The organism is Rhodanobacter sp. sgz306013, from assembly GCF_057031145.1.
The window spans coordinates 394,898-409,976 of the sequence record NZ_JBXCIJ010000003.1 but is presented as its reverse complement, the minus strand read 5'-3'; the positions used below and the strand labels follow the sequence as shown (position 1 = coordinate 409,976).

At 70.2% G+C, this 15,079-nt stretch carries 12 protein-coding genes; 7 read left to right on the top strand and 5 right to left on the bottom strand.

Features of this window, described 5'->3' with window-relative positions:
• Position 1: 1 nt before the first annotated feature.
• Complete coding sequence (locus AC2EWF_RS11490) at positions 2-2,329, bottom strand: DNA translocase FtsK (RefSeq protein ID WP_483639499.1); 2,328 nt, start codon at positions 2,327-2,329, stop codon at positions 2-4.
• Between the two features lie 215 nt (positions 2,330-2,544).
• On the opposite strand from AC2EWF_RS11490, the gene trxB reads away from it, so the two are divergent.
• Genes trxB through aat form a run of 3 tightly spaced genes read left to right on the top strand, consistent with a single transcriptional unit; the run spans position 2,545 to position 5,427 of the window.
• Entirely contained in the window at positions 2,545-3,510 is a 966-nt protein-coding gene (gene trxB, locus AC2EWF_RS11485; RefSeq protein WP_483639498.1) for a thioredoxin-disulfide reductase, read from the top strand.
• A gap of 40 nt (positions 3,511-3,550) precedes the next feature.
• Positions 3,551-4,696, top strand: a complete 1,146-nt coding sequence (locus AC2EWF_RS11480; RefSeq protein WP_483639497.1) for a GNAT family N-acetyltransferase — start codon at positions 3,551-3,553, stop codon at positions 4,694-4,696.
• Complete coding sequence (gene aat, locus AC2EWF_RS11475; protein WP_483639496.1) at positions 4,693-5,427, top strand: leucyl/phenylalanyl-tRNA--protein transferase; 735 nt, start codon at positions 4,693-4,695, stop codon at positions 5,425-5,427. Before AC2EWF_RS11480 ends, aat begins: the two co-directional genes overlap by 4 nt.
• Here aat and AC2EWF_RS11470 read toward each other — a convergent pair.
• Positions 5,397-6,095 carry a class I SAM-dependent methyltransferase gene (locus tag AC2EWF_RS11470; protein WP_483639495.1) on the bottom strand — a complete coding sequence of 233 codons (699 nt, stop codon included), beginning with the start codon at positions 6,093-6,095 and terminating at the stop codon, positions 5,397-5,399. The genes aat and AC2EWF_RS11470 overlap by 31 nt on opposite strands.
• Before the next feature lie 4 nt (positions 6,096-6,099).
• Positions 6,100-7,359, bottom strand: coding sequence for a flavodoxin-dependent (E)-4-hydroxy-3-methylbut-2-enyl-diphosphate synthase (gene ispG, locus AC2EWF_RS11465; protein WP_483639494.1), 1,260 nt, complete (start codon positions 7,357-7,359; stop codon positions 6,100-6,102).
• Between the two features lie 114 nt (positions 7,360-7,473).
• Between ispG and AC2EWF_RS11460 the strand changes: the two genes are divergently transcribed.
• From AC2EWF_RS11460 to AC2EWF_RS11445, 4 genes are all read left to right on the top strand, one after another.
• Positions 7,474-8,907: a phospholipase D-like domain-containing protein gene (locus AC2EWF_RS11460; protein WP_483639493.1), complete on the top strand. Its 1,434-nt coding sequence runs from the start codon at positions 7,474-7,476 to the stop codon at positions 8,905-8,907.
• A 91-nt stretch (positions 8,908-8,998) separates the two neighbouring features.
• Positions 8,999-10,351: an exodeoxyribonuclease VII large subunit gene (gene xseA, locus AC2EWF_RS11455; RefSeq protein WP_483639492.1), complete on the top strand. Its 1,353-nt coding sequence runs from the start codon at positions 8,999-9,001 to the stop codon at positions 10,349-10,351.
• Positions 10,352-10,414: 63 nt separating this feature from the next.
• Entirely contained in the window at positions 10,415-12,058 is a 1,644-nt protein-coding gene (locus tag AC2EWF_RS11450; RefSeq protein ID WP_483639491.1) for an acetolactate synthase large subunit, read from the top strand.
• 13 nt (positions 12,059-12,071) lie between these two features.
• A complete protein-coding gene (locus tag AC2EWF_RS11445) occupies positions 12,072-13,499 on the top strand; it encodes an aldehyde dehydrogenase family protein (RefSeq protein WP_483639490.1) in 1,428 nt (475 codons plus the stop codon).
• Positions 13,500-13,517: 18 nt separating this feature from the next.
• On the opposite strand, the gene AC2EWF_RS11440 is transcribed toward AC2EWF_RS11445, so the two are convergent.
• Together AC2EWF_RS11440 and AC2EWF_RS11435 are read right to left on the bottom strand one after the other, a co-directional pair.
• A complete protein-coding gene (locus AC2EWF_RS11440) occupies positions 13,518-14,258 on the bottom strand; it encodes a YdcF family protein (RefSeq protein WP_483639489.1) in 741 nt (246 codons plus the stop codon).
• 49 nt (positions 14,259-14,307) lie between these two features.
• A complete protein-coding gene (locus AC2EWF_RS11435) occupies positions 14,308-15,066 on the bottom strand; it encodes a YdcF family protein (protein ID WP_483639488.1) in 759 nt (252 codons plus the stop codon).
• Between the last annotated feature and the right edge of the window lie 13 nt (positions 15,067-15,079).

Below are 15,079 nucleotides of genomic sequence, written 5' to 3'. Positions count from 1 at the left end.
CTCAATCCCTTGGCGGGGGCGGCGCCAGCACCTCGCGGTTGCCGTTGTGCTGCGGGGCGCTGACCACGCCGTCCTGCTCCATCTGCTCGATCAGGCGGGCGGCGCGGTTGTAGCCGATGCGCAGGTGCCGCTGCACGCCCGAGATCGAGGCACGGCGGGTCTGGGTGACGATGGCCACGGCCTTGTCGTAGAGCTGGGTGTCGGCGTCGCCGCCTTCCTCGCCTTCCTGCGGCAGGCCGGCATCGTTGATGAACTTGCCGTCCGACGTGGCCTGCACTTCCTCCAGCACGCCCTCGATGTACTGCGGCGCGCCCTGCGCCTTCAGCCAGTTCACCACGTTGTGCACCTCGTGGTCGTCCACGAAGGCGCCGTGCACGCGTTCGGGCGTGGCCGTGCCGGGCGGCAGGTAGAGCATGTCGCCGTGGCCGAGCAGCGCTTCCGCGCCGCTCTGGTCCAGGATCGTGCGCGAATCGATCTTGCTCGACACCTGGAACGCGATGCGGGTGGGGATGTTGGCCTTGATCAGGCCGGTGATCACGTCCACCGACGGGCGCTGGGTGGCCAGCACCAGGTGCACGCCGGCGGCGCGCGCCTTCTGTGCCAGGCGGGCGATCAGCTCCTCGACCTTCTTGCCGACGATCATCATCATGTCGGCGAATTCGTCGATGATGATCACGATGTAGGGCAGCGGCTCCAGCGGCTCCGCGGCGAGGTTCGGCATCTCGGGGTTGGGGCGGAACAGCGGGTCCAGCAGCGGCTGGCCGGCGTTCTCGGCGTCCTTCACTTTTTTGTTGAAGCCGCCGAGGTTGCGCACGCCCACCGCGGCCATCAGCTTGTAGCGGCGCTCCATTTCGGCCACGCACCAGCGCAGCGCGTTGGCGGCCTCCTTCATGTCGGTGACCACCGGCGCCAGCAAGTGCGGGATGCCCTCGTAGACCGAGAGCTCCAGCATCTTCGGGTCGATCATGATCATCCGCACGTCTTTCGGGCTCGCCTTGTACAGCAGCGAGAGCACCATCGCGTTCACCGCGACGGACTTGCCCGAGCCGGTGGTGCCGGCCACCAGAAGGTGCGGCATCTTGGCGAGGTCGGTCACCACCGCGCGGCCGCCGATGTCCTTGCCCAGCGCCAGCGCCAGCGGCGACTTGGTCTGGTCGTACCGGTCCGAGCGCAGGATCTCGGACAGGTAGACGATCTGCTTCTTGGCGTTGGGGATCTCCAGGCCGATCACGTTCTTGCCGGGGATCACGTCCACCACGCGCACGCTGACCACCGACAGGCCGCGCGCGATGTCCTTGTCCAGGCTGGACACCTGCGAGCCGCGCACGCCCGCGGCCGGTTCCAGCTCGAAACGGGTGATCACCGGGCCGGGATACACGCCCACCACCTTCGCCTCGATGCGGAAGTCCTTGAGCTTCAGCTCGACCTGGCGCGACAGCACCTCCAGCGTCTCTTCCGAATAGCCCGGGCCCTGCTCCGGCGCCTCGTCCAGCAGCGACAACGGCGGCAGCTCGCCGGGCGCGGAGGCGCCGGTGAACAGCGGGATCTGCGTTTCCAGCTTCGCGCGCTCGCTCTTCGCCACCGGCGCGGGCGGCGTCTCGATGCGCACCGGCTCGCGCCTGGCCTGCTTCACCGCCTCGACTTTCTTCGCCGTCTCGCGCTCGGCGCGCGCCTGCTGTGCCTTGAGCGCATCGGGCGCCGCCCGCAGCTTGCCGCGCAGCCACTCGACCAGGCGCAGCGTGGCCTGCCCGGTCCAGTCCATCAGCTTGAACCAGGACAGCCCGGTGGCCAGCGTCACGGCGACCAGGAACACCGCCAGCAGCAGCAGCGGCGCGCCCTTCTCGCCGAACGCGGCAAGCAGGCCATGCGCCACCGCGCTGCCGATCACGCCGCCGGCGCCTTGCGGCTCCATCGTGCTCTGCCGGAAATTCAGCCAGCACAGGCCCGGCGCGGTGATGAAGAAGAACACCGCGCCGATCAGGCGCAGCGAGGATTCCCAGGGGTGCACCGGCTGCACGCCGCGCTGGCGCAACACCTGCACGCCGAGCAGCAACAGCAGCAGCGGGAAGAAATAGGCCACGCCGCCGAACAGGTAGCGCAGCAGGTCGGCGACATAGGCGCCCACCGTGCCGCCCAGGTTGTGCACGTGCGCCGACGCGCCGACGCGCGACCAGCTCGGATCCTGGGCGTCGTAGCTGAACAGGCAGACCAGCAGGTACAGCGCCAGCGGCAGCAGCACCAGGGCGCCCGCTTCGCGCAGGCGGCGCTTCAGCTCGTCGCTGAGCGGGGCGCGCTCCTTTTTCTGTTTGACGTTTGCGCTGCGCGCCACCGGGACGGGCTTCCTGTTGCCGAATTCCCGGCAAGTCTACACAGGCGGCGCGGGGTTCCATAGCGGCCCGTCGCGCCTGGATCGGCATCCTACGGCTTGAATCGGCTGGCCGCCTTCCCCATCCTTGCGGGTCAACGTCACCCTACGATGCAACCTTCGCGGCGGTCGTGGCGAATAGCCACGCGAACCGCCGACCATCCCGAGGAACCCGCGCAATGACCGCCACCCCCAAGCACTCCCGCCTGCTGATCCTCGGCTCCGGCCCCGCCGGCTACACCGCCGCGGTGTACGCCGCCCGCGCCAACCTCAAGCCGACCATGATCACCGGCCTGCAGCAGGGCGGCCAGCTGATGACCACCACCGACGTGGACAACTGGCCCGGCGACGTCGAAGGCCTGCAGGGCCCGGCGCTGATGCAGCGCATGGCCGAGCACGCCGAACGCTTCCATACCGAGATGATCTTCGACCACATCCACACGGTGGACTTGAAGCAGCGCCCGTTCCGCCTCAAGGGCGACTCCGGCGAGTACACCGCCGATGCGCTGATCGTGGCCACCGGCGCCACGGCGAAGTACCTCGGCATCGCCAGCGAGGAGAGGTTCAAGGGCAAGGGCGTGTCCGCCTGCGCCACCTGCGACGGCTTCTTCTTCCGCGAGCAGGAAGTGGTGGTGATCGGCGGCGGCAACACCGCGGTCGAGGAGGCGCTGTACCTCTCCAACATCGCCAGCAAGGTCACCCTGGTGCACCGCCGCGACAAGCTGCGCGCGGAGAAGATCATGCAGGACAAGCTGTTCGAGAAGGCCGCCGCCGGCAAGATCGAGCTGGTCTGGAACCACACTGTGGCCGAGGTGCTGGGCGACGACTCCGGCGTCACCGGCGTGCGCGTGCAGGACGTCAACTCCGGTGCCACCCGCGGCATCGCCGCCACCGGCTTCTTCGTGGCGATCGGCCACACGCCGAACACCGGCATCTTCGAGGACCAGCTGGAGATGCACGACGGCTACATCCGCATCCACAGCGGCCAGGGCGGCATGGCCACGATGACCTCGGTGCCCGGCGTGTTCGCCGCCGGCGACGTGGCCGACCACGTCTACCGCCAGGCGATCACCTCGGCCGGCTTCGGCTGCATGGCCGCGCTGGACGCCGAGCGCTGGCTGGACCAGCAGAAGCCGGCCGGCTGATGCAGCATGCCCCGCCGCTCCGGCCAGCCGGAGCGGCGCCATGGATAGCTGGCATCATCGTGCCGTGATCGAAGCGCGTTACCACGACCGCATCGCCGACATCCCCGCCGCCGACTGGGACGCGCTGCGCCCCGACGGCCATCCCTTCGTGTCGCATGCCTTCCTGCGCGCGCTGGAAGACACCGGCTGCATCCGTCCCGACTGGGGCTGGCAGGCGCACCACCTCGGCCTGTACGAGCATGGCCGGTTGCTCGCCGCCGCGCCGCTTTACCTCAAGGGCAACTCCCACGGCGAATTCGTGTTCGACTGGAGCTGGGCCGCGGCCTGGGAACGCGCCGGCGGCGACTACTACCCCAAGCTGCTGTGCGGGGTGCCCTACTCGCCGGTGACCGGCCCGCGCCTGCTGGCCGGCGGCAAGGTCGAACTGCAGCACGCGCTGGTGGATGGGATGCACCGCGAGGCGGAGCGCCTGCGGCTGTCGTCGGTGCACGCCAACTTCCTCCGCGACGACGAGGCCGCCGTGTTCGGCACGGACTGGCTGGCCCGCTCGGACCTGCAGTTCCACTGGCGCAACCGCGGCTGGCGCGACTTCGGCGATTTCCTCGCCACGCTCAACCACAAGAAGCGCGCGAACATCCGCCACGAACGCGCCCGCGTCGCCACCGGCGGCCTGCGCATCGAGTGGCGCGACGGTGCCTCGCTCACGGAAGCCGAATGGGACGAAGTGCACGCACTCTACCTCGCCACCTTCGACGCCAAGGGCAACCACGCCGCGCTGACGCCCGCGTTCTTCCACCGGCTCGGCGGACTGGCACAACTGGCGCTGGCGCACGACGCGGGCGGCATCGCGGCGATGGCGCTGTTCCTCGCGGGCGATGGTGTGCTCTACGGCCGCTACTGGGGCAGCCGGGTCGACCTGCCCGGCCTGCATTTCGAGCTGTGCTACTACCGCGGCATCGAGTACGCGATCGCACACGGCCTGCAACGCTTCGAGCCCGGCGCACAGGGCGAACACAAACTGGCGCGCGGCTTCCTGCCCGTGCGCACGCAGTCGCGGCACCTGATCCTGCACCAAGGCTTCCGCGCCGCCGTGCGCGAGGCGCTGCAGCACGAGGCGGCGTCGATGGACGACTACGCGCGGGAACTGCGGGGACACAGCCCGTACGCGCAGGCTGGCGCACGATGATCCGCCTGCCCGAACTCGATCCCGGCGCGCCGGCGTGCTTCCCCGATCCGCGCGGTGCGCTGCGCGAACCGAACGGCTTGCTGGCGTTCGGCGGCGACCTTTCGCCCGCGCGGCTGCTGGCCGCCTACGCCCGCGGCATCTTCCCGTGGTACGGCGAGGACGAACCGATCCTGTGGTGGTCGCCCGACCCGCGCTGCGTGTTCCGCACCGAGACACTGCGCATCAACCGCAGCCTGCGTCGGCAGCTGCGCGGCAGATCGTGGCGGGTGAGCGTGGATGGCGCCTTCGAAGCGGTGGTCCAGGCCTGCGCCGCGCCGCGCGACGGCCATGCCGCCACCTGGATCGTACCCGAGATGATCGACGCCTACGCCGCGCTGCACCGGCTCGGCCACGCGCACAGCGTCGAAGTGTGGGACGGCACGCGCCTGGTCGGCGGCGTCTACGGCCTCGCCGTCGGCCAGTTGTTCTGCGGCGAGTCGATGTTCAGCGCCGAGAGCGGCGGCTCCAAGCTTGCGCTGGTGGCCCTGGCGGCCATGCTGCGCTCATGGGGCTGGCCGCTGATCGACACGCAGGTAGCGAACGCCCACACGCTGGGCCTGGGCGCCGAGGAGATCCCGCGGGAGGAGTACCTGCGCGAGGCGGCGCGGCTCGCCGCCCTGCCCGGCCGCGTTGGCAGCTGGGCTTGCGGCGCGTCCCGGGTTCAGCCCTTGGACCTGCTGGACGGCGCCTGACGCGCCACCGCAACGAAGATCGCGGAGGCCGGGCGCCCCGTGTCCGGGTGCAGCGGCTCGAGAAGCTGCGCGAGGCTCAGGCCCGCCGCCGCGAAGGCGGCCACCCAGGTACCGAGAGTGCGGAAGTACCATGGCGCGGGCGAGCCGAAACCCTCGCCGCATCCCGCCCACGAACCCTCGCGCCAGCCGTCCGCATAAGGTCCGCCGGCCATCGCCGGGTGCAGCGTCTGCACGATCAGCGCGCCGCCCGCTGCCAGCAGGCCCGGCACGGCGGCGAGCAATCCGTCGACCGAGGCCGCGCCAAGCAGCGAGAAGTTGCACACCACTACATCGGCCTGCCGGTGCAGCGCGCCGGTGGCGATCTCTTCGTAGGACATGACGCGGAACTCGCCGCCGCCCCTGGCGCAGGCCGCCTCGACCAAAGCCGGCACGGCATCCACGCCGAGCACCTGCACGCCGCGCTCCGCCAGTGCGCGCGCCAGCCAGCCCTCGCCACATCCCACGTCGATCGCCGTGCGCGGCGAGCGCGCCAGCACGGCATCGAGGATGGCCGGGTCGGTCGCCAGCCTGCGGCTGTCGATGCGCCGCTCGCGCACGGCGCGTTCCCAGGCCTGTGCGTTGGCGTGCCAGGCGTCGAGGATCAGGCGTTCCTGCGCGCCGGCAATCACCCGGTCAACCGCCGCGCGCGGCGTACTTGCGGGCCACGTAGTCGTCGAGGATGCCCACGAACTCGCTGGCGATGTTGTCGCCGCGCAAGGTCATCGCCTTCTCGCCGTCGATGAACACCGGCGCCGCCGGCGCCTCGCCGTTGCCCGGCAGGGAAATGCCGATGTTGGCGTGCTTCGATTCGCCCGGGCCGTTCACCACGCAGCCCATCACCGCCAGCGTCATGTTCTCCACGCCGTCGTACTTCACCCGCCACAGCGGCATGTTCTCGCGCACATGCTCCTGCACGGTCTTGGCCAGTTCCTGGAAGAACTCGCTGGTGGTGCGCCCGCAACCCGGGCAGGCGGTGACCAGCGGCGTGAAGGAGCGCAGGCCCATGGTCTGCAGCAGCTCCTGCGCCACGATCACCTCGCCGGTGCGCGAAGCGCCCGGCTCCGGCGTGAGCGAGATGCGGATGGTGTCGCCGATGCCCTCCTGCAGCAACACGGCCAGCGCCGCGCTGGAGGCGGTGATGCCCTTGGAACCCATGCCCGCCTCGGTCAGGCCCAGGTGCAAGGCGTAGTCGCAGCGCAGCGCCAGGTCGCGGTACACCGCGATCAACTCCTGCACGCCGGATACCTTGCACGAGAGGATGATGCGCTCGCGCGGCAGGCCGATCCGCTCGGCCAGCACGGCCGAGTCCAGCGCCGAGCGGATCAGCGCCTCGCGCGCCACGTGGCCGGCGTCCCAGGGTTCGGCGCGCGTGTGGTTCTCGTCCATCAGGGTGGCGACCATCGCCTGGTCCAGCGAGCCCCAGTTCGCGCCGATGCGCACCGGCTTGCCGTACTGGATCGCCTTCTCGATGATCGCGCCGAACTGCGCGTCCTTCTTCTTGCCGAAGCCCACGTTGCCGGGGTTGATGCGGTATTTCGCCAGCACCTCGGCGCAGGCCGGCTCGGCTTCCAGCAGCTGATGGCCGTTGTAGTGGAAGTCGCCGACGATCGGCACGTCCATGCCCATCATCGCCAGCCGCTCGGCGATGCGCGGCACCGCCGCCGCCGCCGCCGGCGTGTTCACCGTGATGCGCACGATCTCCGAGCCCGCGCGCGCCAGCTCCGCGATCTGCTTCGCGGTGCTGACCGGGTCCTCGGTGTCGGTGTTCGTCATCGACTGCACCACGATGGGTGCACCGCCGCCCACCGTCACCTTGCCGATCTGCACGCCGACGCTGGGACGGCGCGCCATCGGTTCGGCCGCGCGCGGTTTCGGGGTAGAGGGTTCGTTCATGCAGGCAACCGGGGAGGATTCCGCCGCTCGACGTCGCGGCGCAGGCGACAAGCATAGCGGAACGCCCATGACCGCACGGCGGAACCGGATCGCGCGGCGTGGCACACTGCCGGCATGCCCGCGACTTCGCCTTTGTCGTCTCCCGCCACCCGCCTGCTGGCCGAACAGGCGCTGAGCCGCAGCGCGGGCGCACCGCTACTGGGCGGCAACGCGGCGGAGCTGCTGATCGACGCCGAGGCGCACTACGCATCCTGGCTGGCCGCGATCCGCGGCGCGCGACGCTGCGTGCTGCTGGAGAACTACATCATCCGCGACGACGAAGTCGGCCGCGCCTTCCGCGATGCGCTGGCCGAGCGCGCCCGCTCCGGGGTGTTCGTGGCGGTGGTGGCCGACTGGATGGGTTGCCTCGGCCAGTCCGGTCGCACGTTCTGGCAACCGCTGCGTGCAGCCGGGGGCCAGGTGCGCACCTTCAACCCGCCGCAACTGGGCCAGCCGTTCGGCTGGCTCAGCCGCGACCACCGCAAGCTGCTGGTGGTGGACGGCGCGCAGGGCTTCCTCTCCGGCGTGTGCATCAGCGCGAAATGGCTGGGCGACGCCCGCCGCGGCGTGGCGCCGTGGCGCGACACCGGCGTGCTGCTGCGCGGCCCGGTAGTGGCCGAGATGCAGGCGGCATTCGCGCAGAGCTGGGCCGAGTGCGGTGCCGAACTGCCCGGCTGCGTGCCAGCCGCCGACGCCGCGGCCGGCAACGTGGCGCTGCGCCTGATCGCCACCCAGCCATCCAGCGCCGGCATTTACCGGCTCGACCAGATGATCGCCGCGCTGGCGCGCAAGACGCTGTGGCTCACCGATGCCTATTTCGTGGGCACGGCACCCTACGTGCAGGCGCTCACGGCCGCCGCGCGCGACGGCGTGGACGTGCGCCTGCTAGTGCCCGGCAGCAGCGACATCCCCATGGTGGCCAGCCTGTCGCGGTCGGGCTACCGGCCGCTGCTGCAGGCCGGCATCCGCGTGTTCGAGTGGAATGGCTCGATGCTGCACGCCAAGACCGCGGTGGCCGACGGCCAGTGGGCGCGGGTGGGCTCTTCCAACCTCAACCTCGCCAGCTGGTTGAACAACCGCGAGATCGACGTGGCGATCGAGGACGCCGGCTTCGCCGCGCAGCTCGCCATCCAGTACGAGCGCGACCTCGCCCATGCCACCGAGATCGTGCTGAGCGCGCGCAGGCGCCGCCGCGACAAGCTGCGCCACGCCACCGCGCGCCCGCCGCGCGCGCACCACGATGGCGGCAGTTCCAGCCGTGCCGCCACCGGCGCGGTCCGCCTCGCCAACCGCATGGGCGCAGCGCTGATCGACCAGCGCGTGCTGGGCCGTGCCGATGCCGGCCCGCTGGGGCTGGGCGCGCTGGCCCTGCTGTTGCTCGCGGTGGTGGCCGGGTACTGGCCCGCGGTGCTGGCCTGGCCGCTGGGCGTGCTGTGCGCGTGGCTGGCGCTGAACCTCGCCATCCGCGCCTGGCGCGAACGGCGCCGCAAACACGAATCGACAGACTGATCACACGTCAGGCGTTACCTGCACAACGTCCGCCAAGCCACTGTTGCGCAAGCCTCTGAGGCCGTGCCAGACGTGCTAGGCTGCTCGTTCCATGCACGCGCCCGACGACCACGCTACCCCGCCCCGCCCTATCCTCACCCCCAGCACGCTGAACCGGCTGGTGCGCGGACTGCTGGAAGACACGCTGCCGCTGGTATGGATCGAGGGCGAGCTGTCGAACGTGGCGCGTCCGGCTTCGGGGCATCTGTATTTCACGCTGAAGGACAGCGGCGCCCAGGTGCGCTGCGCGATGTTCCGCCCGAAAAATGCGGCGCTGCGCTTCAAGCCCGTCGATGGCATGCAGGTGCTGCTGCGCGCACGGGTTGGACTGTACGAGCCGCGCGGCGAATTCCAGCTGGTGGCCGAATCCATGGAACCGGCGGGCGAAGGCGCGCTGCAGCGCGCGTTCGAGCAACTCAAGGCCAAGCTGGACGCCGAGGGGCTGTTCGATGCCGCCCACAAGCGTCCGCTGCCCCGCTACGCGCGGCGCATCGGCGTCATCACCTCGGCCACCGGCGCGGCGATCCGCGACGTGCTGAGCGTGCTGTCGCGCCGCTGGCCGCTGGCCGAGGTGGAAGTGCTGCCGGTGCCGGTACAGGGCCGCGAGGCACCGCCCGCCATCGTGGCCATGCTGGCCAAGGCCTCGCGCGCCGCACGCCACGACGTGCTGCTGGTCACCCGCGGCGGCGGCTCGCTGGAAGATCTCTGGGCCTTCAATGACGAAGCCGTGGCGCGTGCCATCCACGCCAGCACCGTCCCCGTGGTGAGCGCCGTGGGCCACGAGGTGGACTTCAGCATCGCCGACTTCGTCGCCGACCTGCGCGCACCCACGCCCTCGGCCGCCGCCGAGCTGCTGGTGCCCGACGCGCAGACCACGCTGCGCCATCTGGGCCAGCTGCAGCAGCGCCTCGCCACGCTGCAGCAGCGCCGGCTGCAGGCGCTCGGCCAGCGCGTCGACCACCTGCTCACGCGCCTGCAGGCGCAACGTCCGCAGGCGCGGCTGGCGCGCGACCGCGAACGCCTCGCCCACCTGCAACACCGCCTGCTCGCGGTATCGCGCGAACGGCGGCAACGCGAGCTTGCCAGGCTGGATCGACTGCAGGCACGCCTGCTGGCCCGCCACCCGCAGCAGCGTCTTGCCCTGCTGCAGCGGCAGCTTGCCGAGCAGGCGCAGCGCCTGCGCCAGGCCATGGCGCGCCAGCTGGAGCGCGAACGCCACGCCCTGCAGCAGGCCGCCCGCACCCTGCACGCGGTGAGCCCGCTGGCCACGCTGGAACGCGGCTACGCGATCCTGTTCGACGAGAGCGGCAAGGTGCTGCGCTCCGTGCAGGGTGTCGAGGCGGGCACCGCGCTGCGCGCCCGCCTCGCCGACGGCGAATTGCCGCTGCACGTGGACCGCGCGTGATACCTGCTCACATGCAGTGAACGCGGCATCGCGCATCCTGCCGCCTCCCTGCGGAGGTCGTGCATGAAAGCTGCATCCTTGTTCGTGAAGGCGCTGGAGGCCGAAGGCGTGCGTTGCATCTTCGGCGTGCCGGGCGAGGAGAATCTCGATCTGGTCGAAGCGCTGCGCGAGTCTTCGATCCGGCTGATCGTCACCCGCCACGAGCAGGCCGCCGGCTTCATGGCGGCCACCTGGGGCCGCCTCACCGGCGAGGCCGGCGTGGCCCTTTCCACGCTGGGGCCGGGCGCCACCAACCTGGTCACCGCGGCGGCCTACGCACAGCTCGGCGCGATGCCGATGCTGATGATCACCGGACAGAAACCCATCCGCCTGCACAAGCAGGGCCTGTTCCAGCTGGTGGACGTGGTGGACATGATGCAGCCGCTCACCAAGTACACGCGCCAGCTGGTGTCCGCCGCGACGATCCCGGCGCGGATACGCGAGGCGTTCCGCCGCGCCGAGGAGGAACGCCCCGGCGCGGCGCACCTGGAACTGCCCGAGGACATCGCACGCGACGAGGTGGACGATGCGATCCTGCTGCCCACCGAGTACGCACGCCGCCCCTCGCCCGACGACGCCGCGCTGGTGCAGGCCGGCGAGGCGATCAGCCAGGCGAGGCATCCGATCCTGATGATAGGCGCGGCGGCGAACCGCCAGCGCACCGCGGTGGCGCTGCGCGCCTTCATCGACAAGCTGGGCATCCCGTTCTTCACCACGCAGATGGGCAAGGGCGTGGTGGACGAGGACCACCCGCTGTGGCTGGGCAACGCCGCGCTGTCCGACGGCGACTTCGTGCACCGCGCGATCGACGCCGCCGACGTGATCGTCAACGCCGGCCACGACGTGGTGGAGAAGCCGCCGTTCTTCATGCACAAGGGCCGGCGCACGGTGATCCACATCAACTTTTCCACCGCCGAGGTGGACGCGGTGTACTTCCCGCAGATCGAGGTGGTGGGTGACATCGCCCACACCATCGAGCGGCTCACCGACGCGGTGCAGAAGCAGCCGCACTGGGACTTCGGCTACTTCGACAAAGTGCGCAAGGCGTTCCACGCGCAGCTGAAGGAACACGCCGACGACCCGCGCTTCCCCATGCATCCGGTGCGCATCGTCGCCGACACGCGCGCCTGTATGGCCGACGACGGCGTACTGTGCCTGGACAACGGCATGTACAAGCTGTGGTACGCGCGCTACTACCGCGCCCGCCAGCCCAACACCATCCTGCTGGACAACGCGCTGGCGACCATGGGCGCCGGCCTGCCCTCGGCGATCGCGGCGAAGCTGGTGCACCCGGGCCGCAGGGTGTTGGCGATCTGCGGCGACGGCGGCTTCATGATGAACGCGCAGGAGCTGGAGACCGCGGTGCGGCTGAGGCTCGACCTGGTGATCCTGCTGCTGCGCGACGACGCCTACGGCATGATCCGCTGGAAGCAGGCGGACATGGGCTTCGCCGACTACGGTATGCAGTTCGGCAACCCCGACTTCGTGATGTTCGCCGAGGCGCATGGCGCGCACGGCCACCGCCCGGACAGCGCCGACGCCTTCCTGCCCACGCTGCGCGCGGCCTTCGACGCCGGCGGCGTGCACCTGATCGACCTCGCCATCGATTATTCCGACAACCACCGCATTCTCGACGAACAAATCCGCCAGCTGAGCGCGGCGGTCTGAACCGGAGAACCCGATGCTAGCCAAGACCTACCCCTACTACCTCGCCAACCAGCCGCAGACCTCGAAGGCCATGCTGGACGTCTTCGACAAGTACAGCGGCAAGCTGGCCACCCGCGTGGCGATGCCCGACGCCAAGGCCACCGAGAAGGCCATCGCCGCCGCGGTGAAGGCGGCCAGGCCGATGCGCGAGTTCAAGCCCTGGGCGCGGCAGGCGGTGCTGCAGCACTGCGTGGACCGCTTCAGCGGCCGCCGCGACGAGCTGGCCGAGGCGCTGTGCATCGAGGCGGGCAAGCCGATCAAGGATGCGGCTGGCGAAGTGACGCGGCTGATCGAGACCTTCCGCATCGCTGCCGAGGAGTCCGTGCGCATCAACGGCGAGACCCTGAACCTGGAACTGGCTGCGCGCCTGGACGGCTACCACGGCTACACCAGGCGCGTGCCGCTGGGGCCAGTGTCCTTCATCACGCCATTCAATTTCCCGTTGAACCTGGTGGCGCACAAGGTGGCGCCGGCGATCGCCGCGGGCTGCCCGTTCGTGCTGAAGCCGTCGGAGAAGACGCCGATCGGCGCACTGATCATCGGCGCGGTGCTGGCCGAGACCGACCTGCCGAAGGGTGCGTTCTCCATCCTGCCGCTGGATGGCGCGCATGCCGCACCGCTGGTGGAGGATGAACGTTTCAAGCTGCTTTCCTTCACCGGTGGCCAGATCGGCTGGGACCTCAAGGCCCGCGCGGGCCACAAGAAGGTGACGCTGGAACTGGGCGGCAACGCCGCCTGCATTGTCGACGCCGACCAGGGGCCGAAGCTGGACAAGGTGGTGGAGCGGCTGATCTTCGGCGCGTTCTACCAGTCCGGCCAGAGCTGCATCGGCGTGCAGCGCATCTACGCCCACGCCGACGTCTACGATGCGCTGAAACGGAAACTCGTCGCGGCCACGAATAAGCTCAAGGCCGGCGACCCCAAGGACAAGAGCGTGTTCCTCGGCCCGATGATCGACGAGGCCGCCGCCGAACGCCTGCACGGCTGGATCGCGGAAGCAAAACGGGCCGGCGGAAAAATCCTCTGCGGCGGCAAGCGCCGCGGCAACATGCTGGACGCCACCCTGATGGAGCATGTGCCGCACGACGCCAAGGCCAACCGCATGGAGGCGTTCGGCCCGTTCGCCCTGCTCGCGCCGTTCCAGACCCTCGACGAGGCGATTACGCTGGTCAACGACTCCGACTACGGCCTGCAGGCCGGCATCTTCACCGACAGCCTGGAACACGCCATGCGCGCCTGGGACGAGCTGGAACAAGGCGGCGTGGTGGTGAACGACATTCCCAGCTTCCGCGTGGACAACATGCCCTACGGCGGCGTGAAACTCTCCGGGCTCGGCCGCGAGGGCGTGCGCTACGCCATCGAGGACATGAGCGAGCTGCGCCTGATGGTGATGCGGCGGTAGACCCCGTTCCAGGGAGGGTCATTTCGCAACGGCGCCCTGGCGCCAGGCCCTCCAACGATACAGCGCCATGCCGGCATACTCATGCAACGCGTGGTCGAAGAGGCTCAGGTTGCCGGCCAGGGGCAGCAACGACCAAGCGACGCGCGCGTAGTCCGCCCGCACCGGCGTGACCGTGATGCCGAAGTGGCGAAACGCGAACTCAGCGCGCCGCAGGTGCAATGCCGAACTGACCAGCCAGATCCGCTTCGCGCCGATCCGCGCCAGCGGCGTCCGTGCGAACTCGGCGTTTTGCCAGGTAGTGCGGCTGCGCGGTTCGAGCACCATGTCCGACGCCGGCAAACCGAGCCGCGCCAGCGCCCTGCCGTAGACCCGCGCCAACGGCTCGCCCGCGGCATAGTCATCCCCGCCGCTGACCAGCACCGTGCAGTGCATGCCGGCGGTACGGCAGGCGTTGAACAAGGACATCGTTTCGGCCACCCGCGCGTAGCCGACCGGGCCGGGCTCCGGCATATCGCCGGGCGGGTTGTTCGCGTTGGCGGTAAGCAGCACGATCGCGTTGCTGGGCGCCCAGTCCAGCGGCGGCCGATGCGCGTACGGTGCCTGCCAGCCGCGCAGCAGCAGATGGGGCACCGGACCGCAGCCGATCGCGAATACCGCCGCCACCGCCAGCACCATGCCTGCCAGCCGCAAGCGGTGCCAGCCCAGTCGCCCGGCCAGCCAGGCGCAGGCAAGCACGGCGATCAACGTGGACAGGATCATGGTCGCTCCAGCGACGGGCGGTGCCCCATTATGCCGATGGACTGCGCCGCTACGGCGCGCCCGGCTCCGTCTCCTGCGCGTTCCAGCCCATCACGTTGTAGACGTGGTAGCGCAGCACGCCGACGTATTCGTGCAGGGCCAGATCGGTCACCGCGAAGTTCCACGACTGCGGCCACCAGTCCATGCGCTCCTTCAGCCAGTCGCTGCGCACCGGTGTGGTAACGATGCCGAAGTGGGCGAAATACAGGCTGGCGCGATGCAGATGCGTGGCCGACGACACCAGCACCACGCGCTGCGCGCCGTAGCCGTGCAACAGCGGCGCGCTGAACTGGGCGTTCTGCCAGGTGTTCATGCTGCGCGGTTCCAGCAGCAGGTCCGCGGTCGCCACACCCATGCGTTCCAGCACCGCGGCGTACACCTTGGCCTCCGACTCGCCGATATGCCGCGCGTCGCCGCCGCTCACCTCGAGGCGGCAGTCCATGCCGCTGGCCTTGCATGCGCGGTACAGCGCGAATGCCTCGTTGATGCGGCTGTGCGCGGGCTCTCCCGGCTCCACCGTGCCGTCCGCCGCACGCTGCGCGCCGGCGCCCAGCAGCACGATGGCGTTGCGCGGCGCCCAGGCGATCGCGGGACGCCGCGCATAAGGCCCTTGCAGGTTCCGCAGCAACCAGGCAGGCAACAGGCCGCAGCCCGTCGCGAGGAACAGCAGCACGGCCAGACCCAGGGCGACGGCGGCCGTGCGCCGCCACTTCAGCGCGCGCATGGCCACGCCCAGCAGCACCAGCACGATCAGCACATCCAGCGACATCAAAATCCTCTCC

Coding starts and splice junctions, on each gene's coding strand:
- trxB (WP_483639498.1), top strand. CDS start 2,545: ATGACCGCCACCCCCAAGCACTCCCGCCTGCTGATCCTCGGCTCCGGC.
- AC2EWF_RS11480 (WP_483639497.1), top strand. CDS start 3,551: ATGGATAGCTGGCATCATCGTGCCGTGATCGAAGCGCGTTACCACGAC.
- aat (WP_483639496.1), top strand. CDS start 4,693: ATGATCCGCCTGCCCGAACTCGATCCCGGCGCGCCGGCGTGCTTCCCC.
- ispG (WP_483639494.1), bottom strand. CDS start 7,359: ATGAACGAACCCTCTACCCCGAAACCGCGCGCGGCCGAACCGATGGCG.
- AC2EWF_RS11460 (WP_483639493.1), top strand. CDS start 7,474: ATGCCCGCGACTTCGCCTTTGTCGTCTCCCGCCACCCGCCTGCTGGCC.
- xseA (WP_483639492.1), top strand. CDS start 8,999: ATGCACGCGCCCGACGACCACGCTACCCCGCCCCGCCCTATCCTCACC.
- AC2EWF_RS11450 (WP_483639491.1), top strand. CDS start 10,415: ATGAAAGCTGCATCCTTGTTCGTGAAGGCGCTGGAGGCCGAAGGCGTG.
- AC2EWF_RS11445 (WP_483639490.1), top strand. CDS start 12,072: ATGCTAGCCAAGACCTACCCCTACTACCTCGCCAACCAGCCGCAGACC.
- AC2EWF_RS11440 (WP_483639489.1), bottom strand. CDS start 14,258: ATGATCCTGTCCACGTTGATCGCCGTGCTTGCCTGCGCCTGGCTGGCC.
- AC2EWF_RS11435 (WP_483639488.1), bottom strand. CDS start 15,066: ATGTCGCTGGATGTGCTGATCGTGCTGGTGCTGCTGGGCGTGGCCATG.